The organism is Lysobacter dokdonensis DS-58 (genome assembly GCF_000770795.1).
GTDB classification, from domain to species: Bacteria; Pseudomonadota; Gammaproteobacteria; order Xanthomonadales; family Xanthomonadaceae; genus Noviluteimonas; species Noviluteimonas dokdonensis.
This window is the reverse complement of record NZ_JRKJ01000016.1, coordinates 55,671-73,496: the sequence shown is the minus strand read 5'-3', so window position 1 is coordinate 73,496 and position 17,826 is coordinate 55,671. Positions and strand designations below refer to the sequence as shown.

The 17,826-nt window shown below is 67.1% G+C and carries 21 protein-coding genes; 8 read left to right on the top strand and 13 right to left on the bottom strand.

Annotation, left to right across the window (positions count from 1 at the left end):
- Positions 1 to 32: 32 nt before the first annotated feature.
- Entirely contained in the window at positions 33 to 314 is a 282-nt protein-coding gene (locus LF41_RS10320; protein WP_052116330.1) for a hypothetical protein, read from the top strand.
- A 128-nt stretch (positions 315 to 442) separates the two neighbouring features.
- On the opposite strand, the gene LF41_RS10315 is transcribed toward LF41_RS10320, so the two are convergent.
- Entirely contained in the window at positions 443 to 3,553 is a 3,111-nt protein-coding gene (locus tag LF41_RS10315; RefSeq protein WP_036169283.1) for a TonB-dependent receptor, read from the bottom strand.
- Positions 3,554 to 3,768: 215 nt separating this feature from the next.
- On the opposite strand from LF41_RS10315, the gene pdxR reads away from it, so the two are divergent.
- The 3 genes from pdxR (at position 3,769) to LF41_RS10300 (ending at position 7,145) form a co-directional block, all read left to right on the top strand.
- Positions 3,769 to 5,232, top strand: a complete 1,464-nt coding sequence (gene pdxR / locus LF41_RS10310; protein ID WP_084073538.1) for a MocR-like pyridoxine biosynthesis transcription factor PdxR — start codon at positions 3,769 to 3,771, stop codon at positions 5,230 to 5,232.
- Between the two features lie 61 nt (positions 5,233 to 5,293).
- On the top strand, positions 5,294 to 6,472 hold the full coding sequence (locus LF41_RS10305) for a glycosyltransferase family 4 protein (RefSeq protein ID WP_036169282.1): 1,179 nt from the start codon (positions 5,294 to 5,296) through the stop codon (positions 6,470 to 6,472).
- Positions 6,473 to 6,503: 31 nt separating this feature from the next.
- Complete coding sequence (locus LF41_RS10300) at positions 6,504 to 7,145, top strand: hypothetical protein (protein WP_052116329.1); 642 nt, start codon at positions 6,504 to 6,506, stop codon at positions 7,143 to 7,145.
- A gap of 7 nt (positions 7,146 to 7,152) precedes the next feature.
- On the opposite strand, the gene LF41_RS10295 is transcribed toward LF41_RS10300, so the two are convergent.
- From LF41_RS10295 to LF41_RS10260, 8 genes are read right to left on the bottom strand one after another with little or no spacing between them, the layout of a single operon-like run.
- A complete protein-coding gene (locus LF41_RS10295) occupies positions 7,153 to 8,691 on the bottom strand; it encodes a radical SAM protein (RefSeq protein ID WP_084073534.1) in 1,539 nt (512 codons plus the stop codon).
- Positions 8,684 to 9,409, bottom strand: coding sequence for a hypothetical protein (locus LF41_RS10290; RefSeq protein WP_036169278.1), 726 nt, complete (start codon positions 9,407 to 9,409; stop codon positions 8,684 to 8,686). The genes LF41_RS10295 and LF41_RS10290 overlap by 8 nt, the downstream gene beginning before the upstream one ends.
- Before the next feature lies 1 nt (position 9,410).
- Positions 9,411 to 9,614: a hypothetical protein gene (locus tag LF41_RS10285; protein ID WP_036169277.1), complete on the bottom strand. Its 204-nt coding sequence runs from the start codon at positions 9,612 to 9,614 to the stop codon at positions 9,411 to 9,413.
- Positions 9,611 to 10,351: a prolipoprotein diacylglyceryl transferase gene (locus tag LF41_RS10280; RefSeq protein WP_036169275.1), complete on the bottom strand. Its 741-nt coding sequence runs from the start codon at positions 10,349 to 10,351 to the stop codon at positions 9,611 to 9,613. Before LF41_RS10280 ends, LF41_RS10285 begins: the two co-directional genes overlap by 4 nt.
- Positions 10,342 to 10,695, bottom strand: coding sequence for a hypothetical protein (locus tag LF41_RS16760; protein WP_036169273.1), 354 nt, complete (start codon positions 10,693 to 10,695; stop codon positions 10,342 to 10,344). Before LF41_RS16760 ends, LF41_RS10280 begins: the two co-directional genes overlap by 10 nt.
- Entirely contained in the window at positions 10,692 to 11,357 is a 666-nt protein-coding gene (locus tag LF41_RS16165) for a hypothetical protein (protein WP_052116328.1), read from the bottom strand. The genes LF41_RS16760 and LF41_RS16165 overlap by 4 nt, the downstream gene beginning before the upstream one ends.
- On the bottom strand, positions 11,354 to 12,046 hold the full coding sequence (locus LF41_RS10265) for a sterol desaturase family protein (protein ID WP_052116327.1): 693 nt from the start codon (positions 12,044 to 12,046) through the stop codon (positions 11,354 to 11,356). Before LF41_RS10265 ends, LF41_RS16165 begins: the two co-directional genes overlap by 4 nt.
- 32 nt (positions 12,047 to 12,078) lie before the next feature.
- Positions 12,079 to 13,497 carry an aminotransferase-like domain-containing protein gene (locus tag LF41_RS10260; RefSeq protein WP_036169271.1) on the bottom strand — a complete coding sequence of 473 codons (1,419 nt, stop codon included), beginning with the start codon at positions 13,495 to 13,497 and terminating at the stop codon, positions 12,079 to 12,081.
- Positions 13,498 to 13,604: 107 nt separating this feature from the next.
- Between LF41_RS10260 and LF41_RS10255 the strand changes: the two genes are divergently transcribed.
- Both LF41_RS10255 and LF41_RS10250 read left to right on the top strand, forming a co-directional pair.
- Positions 13,605 to 13,919, top strand: coding sequence for a hypothetical protein (locus LF41_RS10255; RefSeq protein WP_036169268.1), 315 nt, complete (start codon positions 13,605 to 13,607; stop codon positions 13,917 to 13,919).
- Positions 13,916 to 14,149, top strand: a complete 234-nt coding sequence (locus LF41_RS10250) for a twin transmembrane helix small protein (protein ID WP_036169266.1) — start codon at positions 13,916 to 13,918, stop codon at positions 14,147 to 14,149. Before LF41_RS10255 ends, LF41_RS10250 begins: the two co-directional genes overlap by 4 nt.
- Before the next feature lie 9 nt (positions 14,150 to 14,158).
- Here LF41_RS10250 and LF41_RS10245 read toward each other — a convergent pair whose 3' ends face one another.
- On the bottom strand, positions 14,159 to 14,365 hold the full coding sequence (locus LF41_RS10245; protein ID WP_036169264.1) for a hypothetical protein: 207 nt from the start codon (positions 14,363 to 14,365) through the stop codon (positions 14,159 to 14,161).
- A 121-nt stretch (positions 14,366 to 14,486) separates the two neighbouring features.
- Here LF41_RS10245 and LF41_RS10240 point away from each other — a divergent pair, with 121 nt between their 5' ends.
- Positions 14,487 to 15,374: a hypothetical protein gene (locus LF41_RS10240; protein ID WP_152599984.1), complete on the top strand. Its 888-nt coding sequence runs from the start codon at positions 14,487 to 14,489 to the stop codon at positions 15,372 to 15,374.
- 154 nt (positions 15,375 to 15,528) lie between these two features.
- On the opposite strand, the gene LF41_RS10235 is transcribed toward LF41_RS10240, so the two are convergent.
- On the bottom strand, positions 15,529 to 15,753 hold the full coding sequence (locus LF41_RS10235) for a hypothetical protein (protein ID WP_036169260.1): 225 nt from the start codon (positions 15,751 to 15,753) through the stop codon (positions 15,529 to 15,531).
- Between the two features lie 141 nt (positions 15,754 to 15,894).
- Here LF41_RS10235 and LF41_RS10230 point away from each other — a divergent pair, with 141 nt between their 5' ends.
- Positions 15,895 to 16,197, top strand: coding sequence for a YkgJ family cysteine cluster protein (locus tag LF41_RS10230; protein WP_036169259.1), 303 nt, complete (start codon positions 15,895 to 15,897; stop codon positions 16,195 to 16,197).
- Between the two features lie 7 nt (positions 16,198 to 16,204).
- On the opposite strand, the gene LF41_RS16985 is transcribed toward LF41_RS10230, so the two are convergent.
- Both LF41_RS16985 and LF41_RS10225 read right to left on the bottom strand, forming a co-directional pair.
- Positions 16,205 to 16,342 carry a hypothetical protein gene (locus tag LF41_RS16985; protein WP_161786951.1) on the bottom strand — a complete coding sequence of 46 codons (138 nt, stop codon included), beginning with the start codon at positions 16,340 to 16,342 and terminating at the stop codon, positions 16,205 to 16,207.
- Positions 16,339 to 17,802 carry a DUF4178 domain-containing protein gene (locus LF41_RS10225; RefSeq protein ID WP_161786950.1) on the bottom strand — a complete coding sequence of 488 codons (1,464 nt, stop codon included), beginning with the start codon at positions 17,800 to 17,802 and terminating at the stop codon, positions 16,339 to 16,341. Before LF41_RS10225 ends, LF41_RS16985 begins: the two co-directional genes overlap by 4 nt.
- Between the last annotated feature and the right edge of the window lie 24 nt (positions 17,803 to 17,826).

Below are 17,826 nucleotides of genomic sequence, written 5' to 3'. Positions count from 1 at the left end.
CGGCGACACGGCCCGGCGGCTAGATTCGATCCATGGCATCGGACGATCGGACAGACGACGCGACGCTGCAGGCGCTCCTGGCAAGGCTGCTGGAGTTCCGCCTCCCTCGCGCGCTTGCCATCAAGGAACACGTGGAAAGCGGTGCCCGCCTGGACGACACGCAGATCGAGTTCCTCAAGGGAGCATTGGACGACGCGAAGAACGCCCAACAGTTCGTCGTACGCAATCCCGAGTTCCACCGCGTCGGCGCACGGATCGTCAAGCTGTACGAAGAGATCGTCGGCAAGGCGATGGAGAACGAGAAGCGCGGTTGAGGGCACGAGCAATCGTCGATACAAAAAGAACCCCGCAGCGGTTGCTCCTCCGCTGCGGGGTGGGGGTTTCACACACACGGCTGCCTTCTATCGGGCAACGCGTCCCCTGGTTTTCACCAGTGTTGCCGTCACCAGTCGTACTGCAGCATCAGGCGCACCGAGCGCGGGGCCTGGAATGTCGCCGGCGTGTTGAAGGCGAGGTAGTAGCGCTGCGAGCCCGCGGAGTTTTCGGCGAACTCGTTCATCGAGGTCGCGCCATGTTCGTTGAACACGTTGAACACGTCGGCCTTCACCGTCAGGTGCCCATCCGCGAAGGCAGGACGCCAGGCGACGTTGAGGTCCAGCGTGCGCGTCCACGGCGTGCGCGCGTACGTGCCGCGCGGCACGAGCGTCGTGCCGTTGTCGCGCACCGGGCCGCCGGTGCCGGGGCTGGTGACCACCACGCCCGGGTTCGGGCTGCACGAGTAGTAGTTGTTCTGGTAACCGGTCGGGTCGTTGCCGTACACGCCGATGCAGCTCACCGGGCGCCCCGATTGCACCAGCAGGTTCGCGCCGACCGACCACTGGTCGTTCAACTCGTAGTTGCCGAACAGCTTCAACGAATGACGACGGTCGTTCGGCAGGTAGCCGTAGGCGCCGTACATCAGTTCGGGGTAGTCGAAGTCGACCGTCGTGCCCGTATCGGCCTGGCCGAGGTTGGAGTTCACGCCGCCCTCGGAGTTGCCGAGGCTCTTGGCCCACGTGTACGAGCCTTGGATGAAGAACTTGTCCCAGTGGCCTTCTGCGAAGATCTCGACGGCCTTGTACGTGCGCTTCGCCTTCTGGCCGAGTTCCTCGGCGGTCAGCGCGACGTTTTCGAACACGCCGTCGCCGTTGACGTCCATCTGGAACGTCGCCGCGCGTCCCGGGTTGTACAGGCGGCAGCCCGCGAAACCGGGGTTGAGGAACGCCATCTGGTTCGCGCTCTCCTTGTCGCCCACGGTGATGAACGGGTTGCCGTCCTCGCCCAGCACGAAGCCGTTGCGCAAGCCCCAGTCGCGCACGGGGCGCCAATCGCACGTATCGTCGATGCCGCTGCTCAGATCGCGGTAGATGCCGCGCACGCCGAGCGACATGTGGTCCGTGAGTTGCTTCTGGAAGCCCAGGATGTATTCGTCCTGGTACATCGGCTTGAGGTCGCCGGAGGTCACCGCGTTCGGATTCTTGGCCGTGCCGAACTCGTTGTTGAGGTAGCTGATGTTCGAGATCGGATCCAGCCCGGTGGGCGCGCCGGTCGACGGGTCGACGCCGGTGTAGGTGAAGTACTGCTCCGAGAACAACGACGCGCTCGCGCCGCGCACCGCGACCGTGGCGGTCAACGGCAGCGCATATCGGCCCGCGTTGGCGAACACCTTGAACGTCGAGTCGCCGAACACGTCCCACGACAGGCCCAGGCGCGGCCCGAGCTGGTCGTCGATCGACACGTACTTCTCGCCCAGGCCGTTTGTGTTCTCGAACTTGTCCCAACGGATGCCCGCGTAGAGCAGGAAGTTGTTGGTGATGTTCCAGGTGTCCTCGAGGTAGAAGGCATCCGACAACACGCCGACGGTGGCGCCGTTCACGAACCGGCGCAGGCGCACGTACTGGAAGTCTTCGTCGTTGAGGTACAGGTAGGCCGCGCCGCCCTCGTACGACTGGCCCGCGATGCTTTCGAAATCATCGCGCTCGAAGCCGAAGCGCAACAGGTGGTCGCCGGCCTGCCATTCGGCGTCGATGCGGTACTGGTCGCGCGTGTCCTTCGCATCGGGGCGGCCGAGCGTGCCCACGAAGTTGCAGCCGGCGATGCGCGCGCCGCCGGTGTTGTCGAGGTTGGTGCGGCTGTCGGTGACGATCGGGCAGCCCGTGGCCGGCGTGTTGAGGTCGCCGCCGAATTCCGCTCGCAGGCCGTTGGCGGCGATCGCGTAGTTCGAACGGCTCTGCTCGCCGTGGCCGTACAGCGCGGACAAGGTGAAGCTGTCCGTCAGGTAGCCGGTGTACTTGGCCACGTAGCTGGTGCCGCCGCGCTCGTCGTACACGCGGCCGAGGTAGGACTCGCGCGTCAGCGCCGCGCCGGCGTTGTACAGGTTGCTGCCGAGCGAGGTCTGGCCCGTGCGCCAGTAATCCTGTTCGGTCTTGGTCTTGTCGGAGAAGGCGGTGAATTCGAGCAGGTTGTCGTCGTTGATGTTCCAGTCCAGCTTCGCGAGCCAGTTGGGCGACTTGTCTTCCTGGTCGAAGCTCGGCGCGCCGCTGGTGGCGAAGGGATACGACGACTGCCCGGTGATCTGGTCCCACGAGACGAGCGCGTAGCCGAACACCTTGTCCTGCACCAGCGCGCCGCCGGCCCAGACGTTCGCGGTGACCTGCGTGCCGTAGTCGTCGCGCGAGTTGTTCGCGATCATCTGCGAAGGCACCACGCTGCCGGTGGCCGGCTGGCCGCCGTTGGAGAACACGTTCGGGTCGGAGCCGCGCAGGGCGCTCGGCGTCCAGTACACGTTGCCGCCCGCCTTGAATTCGTTCGTGCCGCGGCGGGTGATCATGTTGATCACGCCGCCGGTGGAGCGGCCGAACTCGGCGCCGTAGCCACCGGTCTTCACCTGCTGTTCGGCGATGCCCTCGAAGGGGATCTGCGCGAAGTTGAGGTTGTTGAAGGTGTTGGTGATGTTGAAGCCGTTGACGTAGTACGCGTTCTCCGCGACCGACGAGCCGCCGAACGACGCGAGATTGCCGTACACCGCATCGCCGCGCACCGTGCCGGGGGCGAGCAGCGCGACGTCGGTGGCGTTGCGGATCACCGGGATCTTCGCGATCTGTTCGGCCGTCAGCACGGTGCTCGATTCGACGGAGGACACGTCGATCGGGTTGATCGAACCGCCGACCACTTCGACCGCGTCCAGCGTCTCGATGAAGTCCACGCTGGTGGCGGTGCCGACATTCACCTTCACCGACCGGGCGGCGCCGCCATTGCGGCTCACCTGGTAATTCCCGGTAGGCAGCGCCGAGAAGCGGTAGTTTCCATCGGCGCCCGCGGTGATCGTGCGCGAGAAACCGGTCGACGGATTGACGACGGTGATGGTGTCGCCGGAATTGGCCTGGCCGGAAATCGCGCCGGCCGTGTTGGTTTGCGCCTGGACGCCGCCGGCGAAGCACAGCCCGAGCGCGAGCGCGAGCGTGCTGTGCCGAAGGGCGGATCGTGGCGCGGAAGAGCGACTGCGAGACTTCATCGGAATGGAACTCCCCGTGTGCGGTTGAATTGGCAATGGGTCACGCTCGCGGTGGAAGTCCGCGCCTCGCGTAACGAATCCAAAACTATTTGCACGCAGCGCACGCGAATAGCGCCAGTGAACGCGAACGACCAAGGTCCAGATGCGCGTTGGCCTGCATCGCGCGTGGATTGCGTAAGATCGAATGCGCAGTTCGCGGTTTCCTTGGAGTATCGATGCACCTGGAGTTGGATGGGGAAGGGCCGCTGCACGCGCAACTGGCCCGCGCACTGCGCATGGTGTCGCTGGGGACCGCCGCCGGGACGCGACTGCCTTCGACGCGCCGGCTCGCGCACGAACTGCGGATCTCACGCAACACGGTCGTGGCCGCGTACGAACAGCTGCGCGTCGAAGGCGTGATCGAAATGCGCGCGGCCTCCGGCATCTTCGTCGCCGAAGGCGCGATGCGCGCAACGCAACGCGCCGTCGCGCCGGCAGGCGAACTCGCCCCGCAATCGCGCTACGCGCGTCGCGCGCGCGAGTTCCACGACCACGCCACGCTGCCCAGCCACAAGATTCCCGGCGTGCGTTACAGCTTCGACGTCAGCACGCCCTCGACCAACCCGGTCCTCACCACGGCGTGGGGCAGGGCGCTTTCGAAGGCCGCGGCCTACACCTCGCCGTTCAACGCCGACGCGCAGGGCGTACCGGTCTTGCGCGAAGCGATCTGCGAGCTGCTGATGCGCCGTCGCGGCGTGGTCGCGACGCCCGACGACGTGCTGGTCGTCGGCGGTACGCAGCAGGCCATGTCCCTGTCGGCACGTGTTCTTGTGGACGAAGGCGAAGACGTCGCCATCGAAGAGCCGCAGTACTTCGCGATCCGGCAGGTGTTGCAGGCGCACGGCGCGCGGGTCGCCGGCGTGCCGGTCGACGCGCACGGCCTGCGCTGCGATCTGTTGCCGGCGCAGGCGCCACGCATGGTGTGCGTCACGCCGTCGCACCAGTTCCCCAGCGGCGCGATCATGTCGATGGCGCGGCGTCGCGCCTTGCTCGATTACGCCGAGCAGCACGGTTGCTGGGTCTTCGAAGACGACTACGACGGCGAGTTCCGCTACGGCACGCCCGCGCTGCCGCCCTTGCGCTCCCTCGACAACGGCCATCGCGTCATTTATGTCGGCACGTTCTCCAAGTCGATGTTCCCGGCATTGCGCCTGGGCTACATGGTCATGCCGCCGCAACTGCGACGGGACCTCGTCGCGGCGAAGTGGCTGCACGACTTCGGCTCGCCGGCCATCGAACAAGTCGCGCTGGCGAACTTCATCGCCGACGGCAGCTTCGACCGCCACATGCGCCGCAGCAGCGAAGCGCTGGAAGCCCGCCGCAACGCCTTGATCGATGGCCTGCGCCGCCAGGCGGGCGACCGCATCGAGATCGCCGATTCGCACGCCGGCATGCACCTGTTGGTGTGGTTGCGCGGCCGCACGCGCGCGGACGGCAAGCGCTTCCGCGAAATCGCGCGTCGGCGCGGCCTGGGCATCGCCCCCGTGGACCCCGAATACATCGATCCGCCGGACCGCGCCGGGCTGCTGTTCAAGTTCGCCGCGGTGTCGTTGCAGGACATCCGCGACGCGATCCCGATCTTCGTACGTTGCCTCGATGCGCTCGAGGAAACCGAACTGGACCTCGCCAGCCCCGCCTGACTGGAACTCGCGGCGGCCGTGCCTCGCACTTAGTGTCGAAGTTCGACTCCCGGGTGCGCGCATGCAGCGGCTCTTGTTCATCGCCCACGAAGCCAGCCGCACGGGCGCGCCGCTCCTGCTGCTGCAGTTCCTGCGCTGGCTCAAGGCGCACGAGTCGTGCGCCATCGACGTGCTGTTGCTGCGCGGCGGCGAACTGGAGGGCGACTTCGCCGAAGTGGCGACGGTGCTGCATCCGCGGATCGAGATGCCGCCGCGGCTGCGCGGCATGGACCGCGTACGCGAGCGCCTGGGTTTGATCCGCGACGACGCGCGCGGCGACGAGGCACGGTACGACCTCGTCGTCGGCAATACCGTGCTGGCGCTGCCGCACCTGGAACGCTACCAGCACGCAGGCATGCCGACGCTCCTGTGGGTGCACGAACTCGACTACGCGGTAGGCGAGCTCACGGACGCGCGCTTCCCGTACCTGTGCCGGCACGTCGATCGCTTCCTCGTCGTGTCCGAAGCCGTCGCGATGATGTTGCGCGCGCGCGGGATCGCCGCACCGATCGACGTCGTCCATGGGTTCGCGAAGCCCGTCGGATCGATCGACGATGCCGTGCACGTGCGCAGGCAGCTGGGCATTGCGGCGGATGCGTTCGTCGTCGGCGCATGCGGGACGATCGAATGGCGCAAGGGCGTCGACCTGTTCCTGCAGATCGCACGCGACCTGGCGTGGCGTTGCGACGACATCCATTTCCTGTGGGTCGGGGGCGGCTCCGAGTCGGAGCTCCGGCGCATCCGCCACGACCTGGCGCGCATGGAGATCGGCGGACGCGTGACGTTCTCCGGCCCGCAAGTGCAGGCGGATGCCTACCTCTCCGCGATGGACGTCTTCGCGCTCACGTCCCGCGAAGATCCCTTCCCGCTCGTGTGCCTCGAAGCGGCCCGCCTCGAAAAGCCGATCGTGTGTTTCGCCAATGCCGGCGGCGCGGTGGAGCTGGTCGAAGACGATGCCGGCGTGATCGTGCCCTACGCGGACACCCACGCATTCGCCGCCGCGCTCCTGCGTTATCGAGGCGACCGCACCGCGGCGTGGCTGGCCGGAAAGACCGCGCGCGCGAAAGTGGAAGCGCGGTACACGATGGAGCGCGCATGCACGCGCATCCGGCAGGTGTTCGACGACGCAGCCCACGACGGGGCCCGCACCCGACGCGCGACGCCGCGTCCGGCAGTTGAGTCGTGCGCGATGCCGCCCTAGGATCGGCAAACATCCCCACTCGAGTTCCCGCATGGCCGCCGTCATCGCTTCCAGCCTGGACACGTTGCGCGATTGCGGCCTGCTGAAGGCCGACGAGGCGTGCGGGGTGGAATGGTTGTTCGAGGCCTCCTCGCCCTTCGCGACCGCCATCGACTGCGCGGACTCGCTGCACCTGCACATCAAGGTCGAGGACACCGATGCCCTGCCGGTCGGCGCATTCCTCGATGCCGGCGCGCGGCTCGACCACCGCCGGGAGGGCTACGTGAAGTTCTGCTTCCCAGACGGCGTCAACGCGATCTTCTCGCACATCCGCATCGCGCAGGAGGAAGCGCTGCAAGATGACGACGCGCGTCGCCCGCGCCCGTACGTCGACCACGTCGGCGTCGATCTTCGTACCGAAACCGATGCGGTGCGCGCGGTGTTCGAGGATGTCGTGCGCATCGGGACGGGATTCGGGTGGGGCCATGCGCAGCAGGGCGGCGACCGGCCCGTGTTCTGTTGCCATGTGTCGGTGGCGCGCAAGCACTGGTTGTATCCGACGTGCGGTGCGTTGGCGGGCACACCCATCGAGTTCGCCTGGGGTGCGCTGACGGTGCACTCCGACCAGGCCGGCTGCGACCTGCGCCCGGCGCCGCCCGGCGTCGAATGCGCGCCGGGCACGGGGTGCTGCTGACTCGACGCTAGGGCAGTACCGGGAACCGCGACCACGAATCGGCGTGGCGCAGCCGGGCGTTGTATTCGCAGAAACTCACTGCGTTGCCGTGCGTGTCCAGGATGTGGTGGCAGCACGCCGACACGCGGTCCTGGTCGTAGCTGAAGCGGTCCATGAAGGGCTTGATGGCGATGCCGAAGACATCCTTCGGACGGATCAGCCACCGGCCGACGCGCGCGGCGATGCGGCTGCCGAGCGACCCCTTGGTACCGACGATCCCGCGCATCTGCTCCTTGTCGAGCAGCGTTTTGTACGCCACGTCGTTCATCACCGCATCGAGGTCGACGTTGCGCGCGATGTTGCGCACGATGCCGAACCGGCGCGCGAACAAGGTCACCCATCCGCAGTTCGGATGGCTGCACGGGATCGGCATGAAGTCTTCGGTGCGCGCCTTGCCGCCCATGCCGGCGACGACGCCCTTCACGCAATCGCTGAGCGTCAGGCGTTGCGTCGCCTCGCCACCCAGTTCGTAGCGGCCGGAGAAGAACGCGGGTTGCATCGCGATCAGCCGCACGTTGCGGTGGCGCAGGCCTTGCTGGACGACCCACGCGATGTCGTCCTCGCTCACGCCGTGGCTGAGCGTCATTGTCAACTGCATCGCGATGCCCAGCTTGTCGAGCGTGCGGATCAAGGTCTCGCGCTGGCGTTCCGGCTTGGCCTTGCGCAGCACGGGGTTGGCGCCCGTGTCGCGGCCGTCGAACTGCAGCAGCACGAGCACGCGTTCGCGCAGCGGCTTGAGCCGCTGCGCGAATCCGGGGCGGTTGAACAGCAGTCCGTTCGTGGGCAGGTACACCTTGCCCACCGCCGGCTGCGCGCAAAGCCATTCGAGCAGTTCCCAGAACTGCGGATGCAGGCTGGCCTCGCCGCCAGTGAGCTGCACCGAATCCAGCCGCTGCTTGCGCGCGACCAATGCGGCGACGTGCGTTTTGAACACCTCGAGCGGCAACACGCGATCGCCCTTGGAATCCGAATAGCACACGCGGCAGGCGAGGTTGCACGCGTCGGTCACTTCGACCAGGACGGTGCAGGTCTTGTTCGGTTGTTGGTCGCTGAAATCGTGCGCGGGCGCGTCCGTCCCGACGGCGTCGTCCGCCGACGGCGATACAGGCCCGCAGCTTTCGCCCGGCCCGCAACAGGCGCCGCCGAACGCCGGAATGTCGAACCGCTGCGCACCGCCGTAGATGCGGCCCCAGCGGTCCTTGCTCGATACGCGGTAGAAGGCGATGTCGTTCTCGATCACCGCCGCGCTCGGCCCATGCGCCGGGCAGCGTTTGTGCAACCACACCTGGCGCCCGCGTTGCAGCACGGCCGCGGGTACGTGCGACAAGCACGTCGGGCACAGGCTGAGCGTGGTCTTCAGCAGCGCGTCGCTGGCGTCCAAAGCGAACGCGGCGCGCACGGCGGGCTCGTCGAGCGAGCGCAATGGAACCGCGAGATCTTCCAGGCGCGCGTCGAGCGCGCGTGGTGGCGCGGCTGCTTGCAACGCAAGCGAGATCGGCCTACGCACCGGCGATCATCCTGCGCATGGCCCACGCGACCGCGCCGAAGAACGGGCGGCGTCCCGCCGGCCAATGATCGGCTTCTTCGCGTAGCAAGCGCAGCAGCGTGCGCGAGGAGAAATCCAGGTTCGCACGCCGCTCGGCACGCGCATGCTCGGCGAGGATGTCGTTCGCACGTTGGCGCGGCACGAGGTCGTGCACCGCGTCGATCGTGTACGCCACGTGGCGGTTTTCGTCGGACAGTACCGCGGAGACCGCCTTGCCCGGGTAGGGCGAAGGGGAATGCGCGCAGGCGTCCAGGTGCATTTCCAACGAGTGCGCCACGCGTTTCTCCAGGAAGTGCGCGTGCGCCAGGAAGTTCGCGATGCGGTCGTTGCGCGCGTCGGCGTCCATCCCGGGCTCGACGCGCCAGGGCGACGGCGTGTGGCTGCGGATCACCACGTTGAAGATCGCACTGTCGTCCAGGTCGATCACCTCGCAGCCGAGTTTCTCGATCGCCTTCGCGTACAGGGCGATGTGCTTGTCTTCGTCCTGCATGTGCGCGCGCATCGTCGATGCCAGGTCGGGGCAATCGACGTGCTCGATCGGAAAGTAATCGTCGACTGCGTGCGGGTAGGCCTCGCCGCACAGATAGAGGTTCAGCACGCGCGCGTGCAGGACCGGGTCGGCGACGATGTCGCGGTGCAGGCGGCGCTTGACCGCATCGATCAGGTGGAGGGCGGGCATATCAGCGGAACGCCGGGCCGCAGATGCCGATGAACAGGAGCACGAAGACCGCCACGGCGGCGATGGCGATGCCGCAGCCGGTCGCCAACCCCTTGGTTTCGGTGTTGTCGCCGCCACGATCCTGGCGCGTCCACGCTTCGTGGATTTCGGGCGGGCCCGGCGGCGGCTTGCGTTGCGGTTGTTCGGGTTCGTTCGATTCGGTCATGCCGTTCCCCCCGCCGGTCTTGCCGCGATGATGCCCGAACCGCGCCGTGCGTACAGGGCGACGCCGCCGGCCAGGATCATGGCCAGCGCCATCCACTGATACGCCGACCACCCGCCGAAGTCTTTCGGCGTGACACGCCAATACTCCGACACGATCCGGAACGCGCCGTAGACCACCAGGTACAGCGCGAACAACCGTCCCTGCAACGACCGCGCCCGGAACAACACGATCAGCAATACACCGCACGCGAGATGGAAGGCCATCTCGATCAACGGCGCGGGAATGCGCGACACACCATCCACGCCGACCAGTGCGATGGGGCCGTCCGATTCGATGCCCACGCAGCACCCGGCCATCCAGCACCCCATGCGACCGGTGGCGATCGAGAACGGCAGCAAGAGCGCGAAGCGATCGTTGGGCGGAAGCGGATAACGCAACAGGGGCTTCGCGGCTTCGGCGGCGAGGAACCCGAACAGGAGCGCGCCGACGATCGAACGCCCCGAGAGAAGCAAACCGATCCAATCATGGAACGGCACGAGCGGCCAGCGCCCGTCGCCCATCAGCACGGCGAACTTCGCGCCGATCAGTGCGGCGAAGAGCGTGATGAATTGCAGGCGCCAATATTGCTTGCGTTCGACCGAACCGTAGTGCCCCGCCGGCCGGAACACGAGTAACAGGATCAGCCCGAGCAGCACCATGCCCGAGTACGCGAGTTGCAGGTCCGGCCTCACGGCCACCGCAGCGCACCGGTCCCGCAAGCCACCGCGACGAAGGCCGCGAAGCAGGCGTACGCAACGTAATGCAATCGACGCTCGCGCACATCGAGCGGACCATGGAAGCCCCATTCGTCCCAGATCGCGGCGAACGCGAACACCCCGAGCGCCGGCACCGCCAGCCAACTGCGTCCGGTGAAAACGCCGGACACGAATGCGACACCCGTGACGAAGAGCAGGGCGTGCAACGCCTGTTCGACGCGTGGGACGCGACGCGCCTTCTCATGCAGCCAGCCGTCGTACAGCGCCAACGCCACGTAAGGCAGCAACGCGGCAGCGAGCACCAAGGTGAGGGCGGTCCCGGTCATCGGCCCGATCCTACCGGTGCGCGCAGGCGGAATGCACGCGGCGCGCGGCGCGCGAACAGCAACGTCAGCGCCACGTGCGTGACGACGTAAACCGCCGCGAGCGACGCGAACAACACGCACGCGCGCGTCCAAGGCGACTGCACCGCGACCGTCGCTCCCGGTGCGTGCCAGACGTATTGCAGGTTCTCCGTCGGCGATGCGAGCACGACGCCGACGGCGAACGTCGCGGCCGCGATGCCCAATTGCAGCCAGAGTCCGCGCCGGTCGTAGCCACGCCGGTCAAGCGCCCAGGCGAGCACGAACGGCCAGGCGAGGTGATACAGCGACAGCACGCGCACGAGCACCGGAACCGCGGGGTCCCACATGTACGCGGTCCCGCCGTGCAAGTGCGCGCCGGTGGCCAATCGAACGCCCGCATCGGCGATCCATGCCACGAAGATGCCGGGCGCCGCGACGGCCTGGCTCCCCAGCAGCAGCGGACGGTCGAACACGATGCCCGCCACGGTGAGCAGCACGCCGAGGTTGCACAGCATCAGGAAGTGCCATGCGCCGTAAGCGTGCGCATAGGCGGGGACGTAGACGGCGAGCCAGGCGAGCAACACCCATCGCAAGATGGGGAATGCGTGTTCGCTTGCGCGCACGGACTGGGCGGCGAGATTCATGCGCGCGGCGTCTCGAAGCCCAGCTCGCCTTCGAAATCGGCCGGATTGCGCCACGTGCCCGCGAGCATGTCCCACAAGGGCAGGTCGCTGTAGTTCCCGGCGTGCACGCCGCGGCGATGGTGTTCGCAATGCGCTTCGGGCCGCTGGATGAACCACCCCAGCCAGCGCGGCGTGCGCAGGTTGAAGTGCTGGAACATCCCGTAGAACGCGCCGATGTAGGCGCACGCCATCGTCGCGACCGGATCGAGCCCCAACAGCAGCCGCGTGACCACGAAGAACAACACCGCATTGGCCGCCATCTCCAGCGGCGTCTGATACATCACGCCGGCCACATCGAGCCGCTGCGGTGCGTGGTGCATGCGGTGCACGTGGCGCCACAACACGTCGAAGTGGTGATAGGCGCCATGCAACACGGCGTTGCCGAGCGAGAGCAGCAGGTAGCCGACGACCGTGCCCGCGGCGATGCCCCAGGCCGCGCCATCGAACAGATGCACGCCGGGAAACACGCGGCCCATCGCGGCCGAGACCGCGCCGTTGACCAGGGCCAGCAATCCGAAACACAGCACGCCGGTCGCCTGCCAACCGGACCGCTCGGGCCAGCGCCAACCGGTGCGCGCGAAGCGCTCGATGGCGACCATCGCCGCGTAGGTGAGCGGCACGGCCAGCGCGATCACGATGGTTGCGGTCATCGGCTTCCCCTCCCCGGTGCCGGCATCATCGCCTATTTGGACAGCCGCATCGCCGCGCGCCCCACCGTTTGCAACGCCGCGTCGACGCGCGTCGTCAGCGGGTGTCCGTAATTGATGCGCACGCTGGCGCCGAAGCCGCGCGAGGCGGAGAACATCACGCCCGGTGCGAGGCTGATGCCGGCGTCCATGGCGGTGCGGTGCAGGGCGATGGTGTCGACGTCTTCGGGCATTTCCACCCAGAGGAAGTAGCCGCCGGCAGGGCGGCTCACTTTCGTGCCCGACGGGAAATGCCGGCTCATCGCGTCGATGTAGTCGTCGCGGTTCTTGCGCAGTGTCAGGCGCAACTCGCGCAGGTGCTTTTCGTGGCTGCCGCGTTCGAGATAGCGCGCGATGCCGAGTTGAACGGGCAGCGCCGTGGCGAGCGAGGTGGTGAGCTTCTGGTAGGTCACTTCACGCAGGAATCGGCCCGGGCTCACCCATCCGACGCGATAGCCCGGTGCCAGCGTCTTGGAGAACGAGCTGCAATGCATGACCCAGCCTTCGCGATCGAAGCGCTTCGTCGGAGCAGGCCTGCGATTGTCGAAATACAACTCGCCGTACACGTCGTCTTCGACCAGCGGCAAACGGTGGCGCGTCACGAGTTCGACGAGCGCTTGTTTCTTCGCCTCGGGCATCGAACTGCCCAGCGGATTCTGGAAGTTCGTCATCACCCAGCACGCCTTCGGGCGATGGCGCACGATGGCCGCTTCCAGTGCAGCGAGGTCGATGCCTTCGCGCGGATCGGTCGCGACTTCCACCGCATGCAGGCCGAGCCGTTCGAGCGCCTGCAGGCACACGTAGAAGCAGGGCGATTCGACCAGCACGGTATCGCCGGGCTGGCACACCGCAGCCAGGCACAGGTTCAACGCTTCCATCGCGCCGTTGGTCACGACGATCTGCTCCGGCCCGATCTTGATGCCGTCGACCAGGTAACGCAGCGCGATCTGCTGGCGCAGCGCGTTGCTGCCCGGCGCCAGGTCGTCGACGGTGCTCCACGGGTCGAGGTCGGCGATGGCGGCCGACGTGGCACGCCCCAGGCGCGCGAGCGGAAAGTACAGCGGGCTCGGGAATGCGGAGCCGAGCGGCACGACGTCGCGCGTCATCGCCGACTCCAGGATCCCGAGCACCAGTTCGCCGATCACGACGGGCCGGGCTTGCCCATCGGGCCGGGAGGTGGCTTCCGGTTCCGGCGGCAATGCCTTTGCCGCCTGCGAGACGTAATGGCCGGAGCGGTTCTTCGAGTGGATCAGGCCCTTGGCTTCGAGCAGGTAATACGCCTCGAACACCGTGGCCGGACTCACATGGCGGCTAACGGCAGCCCGCCGCACGGACGGGAGCTTGGCGCCGGGCTTCAGGGTGCCGTTATGGATCGATGCGGCGATGTCGGCCGCGAGGGCCTCGTAGCGTTTCATCGAAGTCGTGGGCCATCTGATGCGGTTTTTTCACCCCGGATCTGATCAGGGCGAATCTGTGACTGGAGGCCTAGGCTAGCACTCCGATCAAGCGCCTGTTGACCCCGATGAACGAGACCGTCCAGCTCAACCTGGCCTTCATTCTTTTCCTGCCGTGGTACGTGATCCTCGCGGTGCTCTATTGCGCGTACCCGTCCTGGCCGCGCACGCGCGCGCGCTGGGCGTTCGACGTCGGCAGCCTGGCGCTCGCCACCGTGGCGACCGTCGCGAGCACGCAGTTGAGCGTGCGGTTCGGCGATACCAGCGTCGACGCGATGTGGCCGCAGGTGCTCGCCACAGCGGTGTCCTACGGCGTGTTCCTCGGCGTCATGACCCTCGCGTTCTTCGTCCGCCGCAATTTTCTCCGAAAGGCCCCCCAATGAAGACCCTCGTCATCGTCGCGTTCCTCGCGCTCATCCTCTACAACCTCGGCGCGGGCCTGTATTACATGCTGGCCGACAAAGGCACGACCCGGCGCACGGTCAATGCACTGACCAAGCGCATCGCGTTGTCGGTCGCCTTGATCGGGCTCGTCGCGCTCGGCATCGCGACGGGATTCATCGAACCGCACGGCGTCGGCCGGGCGCCGACGGCGGCGGAGCTTGCGCCGTGATATCGCGCGTCAGCTGCGCCAGGTCGCCTGCAGGTAATCCCGCGTCCAATGCCACACGCCGACTTCGTGGTCGAGCTCCAGCAGCGCGAACGCGCGGGCGATGAAGGGCTCGACGTCGCGCCACGTTTCGCCGTGGAAGACCTCGCGGACGACGCCTTCGAATTTCAGCAGCAGATCGAGGCTGTGGTCGGCGAGTGCGGGGGGCTTTTCGATCATGCCCTCAGGCTATCGAGCGGGTCGCATCCCGGCGTCCGGGAAAACCCCCACGGTCGCGTGACCGGCCTCACGATTGAGGCAGAATGACCCCGGGCGGCAGGGGGGCCGCGGGGGATTCGCAATGCGATACCGGCTGTGCGTGTCGATGACGCTCGTCGCGCTCGCGGCGTGTTCGAAAGCGCCAGCGGACGATCCGGCGCCGTGGATCGAGCCGTCGAATCCGCTGCTCGCCGGCTCGGTGCAATGTTTCGAAGCCACCGAGTCCGCCGGCGGGCCGCACTACAACCTGCGGCTACGCGCCGGCGGCTACACGCTCGTGCGCGAAAGCGCGGCGGCGGGCCGCCTCGGCGAGCAATACGGGACGTGGCAACCCTCGATGGACACCGTTGCATTCGGCGATCAGTTCGCCGACGTCGGGCAGATGCCGAAGATCTCGCGCGCGTGGCGCCGGGATGCCGCAGGCCGGCTGCAGGGGACGCTCGACGCGCCACCGTTGGTGTTTTCGCCGGTCGACTGCGCGCCGCCTGTCGCGAGCGCGTACGAAACACCGATGGCCACTTTGCAGGTGCCCGCCGGTACCGAAGTGACCTTTCGCGAAGACACGCGCGATTTCGGCAGGGGCGAGCCGGGCATGTACGTCTCGATCGACGGCCCGGCGAATACGTTCGTCCTTGTGTTCTCGGTCATCTACGCGCCGGCCGGCGCGGCGCCGATGGACCTGCGCGGCGAGGCGGCCGACGCGACGCCATTCGGCGATGGCGTGTCGTTCACGACCGACCGTATCGAGATCGACGGCGTGCCCGCGGCCCGCTACGAAAAAGAAGGACAGGTCATGGGCGTGAACCTGCGCTCGGTCGCCTGGGCGATGGAACACAACGGATGCCAGGTTTCCATCACGCTCAACGCCACCGGCGACATCGCGCCGGCGATGTTCGAGTCGATGGTGGCGGCCACCGAAGCGATGCGGTGGAAGAAGGACTATCGGTGCGTGCGGCCCGCGGCGTCGTGACCGTGCGCCGCGGCTGGAGCGAACGGCTCAGGTCGGCGTGAATCCCCGCGTCGCCTTTTTCACATTCTTCTCGTCGCGCTTTTCTTTCTTGGTCTTCGCCGGCTTCTTCTTCGTTTCTTTCTTGCGATCCATGCCTTTCATGGATGTCTCCCGATCAGGGTTGGCGCGATCCGCCCTGGCGGGTCGGGCTCGCGGGGGTTGCCTGCGTCGCCGCCATGCCGACCTTCAGCAACGAATTGGTGTTGCCGAGTTTCTCGATGTGGCCGCCGTCGGCGCGGAAGCGTTCCAGGTCGGCCGTGAGCTGTTCATGCGTCAGGGCCGCCTTGGAAGCCGGTTTCCGGTCGAAGGTCGCGTGTCTTGCTTTCGGGGATGTGGGCACGGTTGAGCCTCGCGGGAGCTGCACGGAGGCTCGGGACACGATGCCGGAGGGCACCGAATGCGCCCCCACTATAGTCCAGTCACGGCCGGTGTGCCCGTGAACGTGCCGGGCCGCTCACGGGGGTGCGCCTAAGATGGCGGCATGCACGACGAGCCCGCCCATTGCAGCCGTTGCGACGCGGTGTGTTGCCGGCTGACCGTCCTGGTGATGCCGGAAGACCGCGTCCCCGGCCATCTGCTGGAACACCGCGACGGCCTGACGATGATGGCCCGCGACGAAGAAGGCTGGTGCGTCGCCCTGGATTCGTCGCGCATGTGTTGCGGGATCTACGAATCGCGCCCCGATGTCTGCCGTCGATTCGAGATGAACGGCCCGTATTGCCGCAGCGTGCGCGAGGAGTACTCGTCGCACCGCGCGATCGGCATCGCGCTGGTCGAATACTGAGCCGCCCCTACTTGTGCCCGCCGCCTGAGTAGTAACCGCGGCCCGTGGAGTTGCTCCAGCTGCGCTCGCCGTCGCGTTCGCGACCGGCGACGAAGACGATCAGCATGATGGCGCACACGTAGAGGAAGTAGAGCAGGCGCTTCACGGGAGTTCCTCGTTCTTCCACCACAGGATCAACAACGGCGCCCACACGGCGATGACTCCGAAGAAGATCGCGGCCCACGTGAGCGCTTCGGAAAACACGAACAACGCCATCGACGCGTACGCCGCGATGCTCAGCGGATTGAACTGGTCGTCGCTGTCGTCGTCATCGGACGAGAACGGCGAGCGTTTCGCGCTGGCGATGGCCTTGGCCTGCAGTGCGGCCGCCAGTTCCGGCATGCGGAACGCGGTGGCGAGCTTGGTGATGTGCAAGGGCTGTGCGACCGACCAGGTCACTTCTTCGGCCGTCTGCTCGCGCGTCAGCGTTTCCCGCGTCCCACGGAAGTCGGTGACGTTGCTGGTGTCGCCCTTGCGGACGCGCCAGTTGAACGCGCCGAACACCGCGGTGACCTTCGAGCCGTACTCGTACAGCTTGGGCCACGGCTTGCCGCGGAAGACGACGTGGTTGTCGGTGACCGACGTCGGCCATTCGTCGCTGACGGTGACGCGCGACCAGCCTTCCTCCGTCTCCACGAGCCACAGGTAACCGCGCTCGGGATTGAACAGCAGGTATTCGGTCCACGCCGGCTCGGTCATGTCGCGCGGCACGTCGCAGCGCATGATGCCGATGATGCGGTAGTCGACTTCGAACTTGCCCAGCGCGCCGAGCGGCAACGTGGACTTGAACGTCGCCGACCGCTTGTGCGCTTCGATGATTTCCGTGCGCTCGCCGCTGCAATCGAGCAACGAGCTGCAGGACGGACACACCACCTGCGTGGCCATCGCCGCGACGATGGTGATCGCGCCGCCGCAGTTGGGGCAATCCAGCGGCATAATATTGCCGCGATACCGCCCCGTGGTTTCGGCGACGTCCTCGTTGCTGCGCAACGTGGTTTTGTCGAGATCCGTGCGATTGGCGGACATGCCCACGTAGGCCACGGGCGCGCCGTCGGAATAGTCGATCGTCGCGAACGCATTGCCCTTGCGGCAATCGGCCGCGTGCGCAGTCCAACCATCGGCTGCGTTGACCGGCAATTCGCCTTCGCCGCCGATGCAGCGGCTTTCGCGACGGTCGGAAACGAGGAACCAGGTCTCGCCGATCTGCACCGGCTCGCCGACGGACAACTTCGCGTAGGCCGGCAGCGGCGCCTTCAGTTCCGAATCGGGGAGGCGGCGCAACACCGCGTACTGGCCCGATGCGTCGGAAAGCCAGCCATCGGTGCCGTCGTCGAAGGCGATGTACCACTCGTTCCATGCGCCTTCGCCGTAGGCCATGCGCAAGCGGCCGACGACCGTGAACTTGCGCGCGCCGTTGCTGCCGCGCGTGCGCAGTTGCACCGGCGAGGCGTCTTCGATCACCGCGGCCATGTGCCCCGTGGCGCGTGCGGCGTCGGCGTCCTTCGTGATCGTGCTGCGGCATGCCGCGCACACGACCATCACCGCTCCCGCGGATTCGAATTTCACCGCCGCCCCGCACTGGGGGCACAG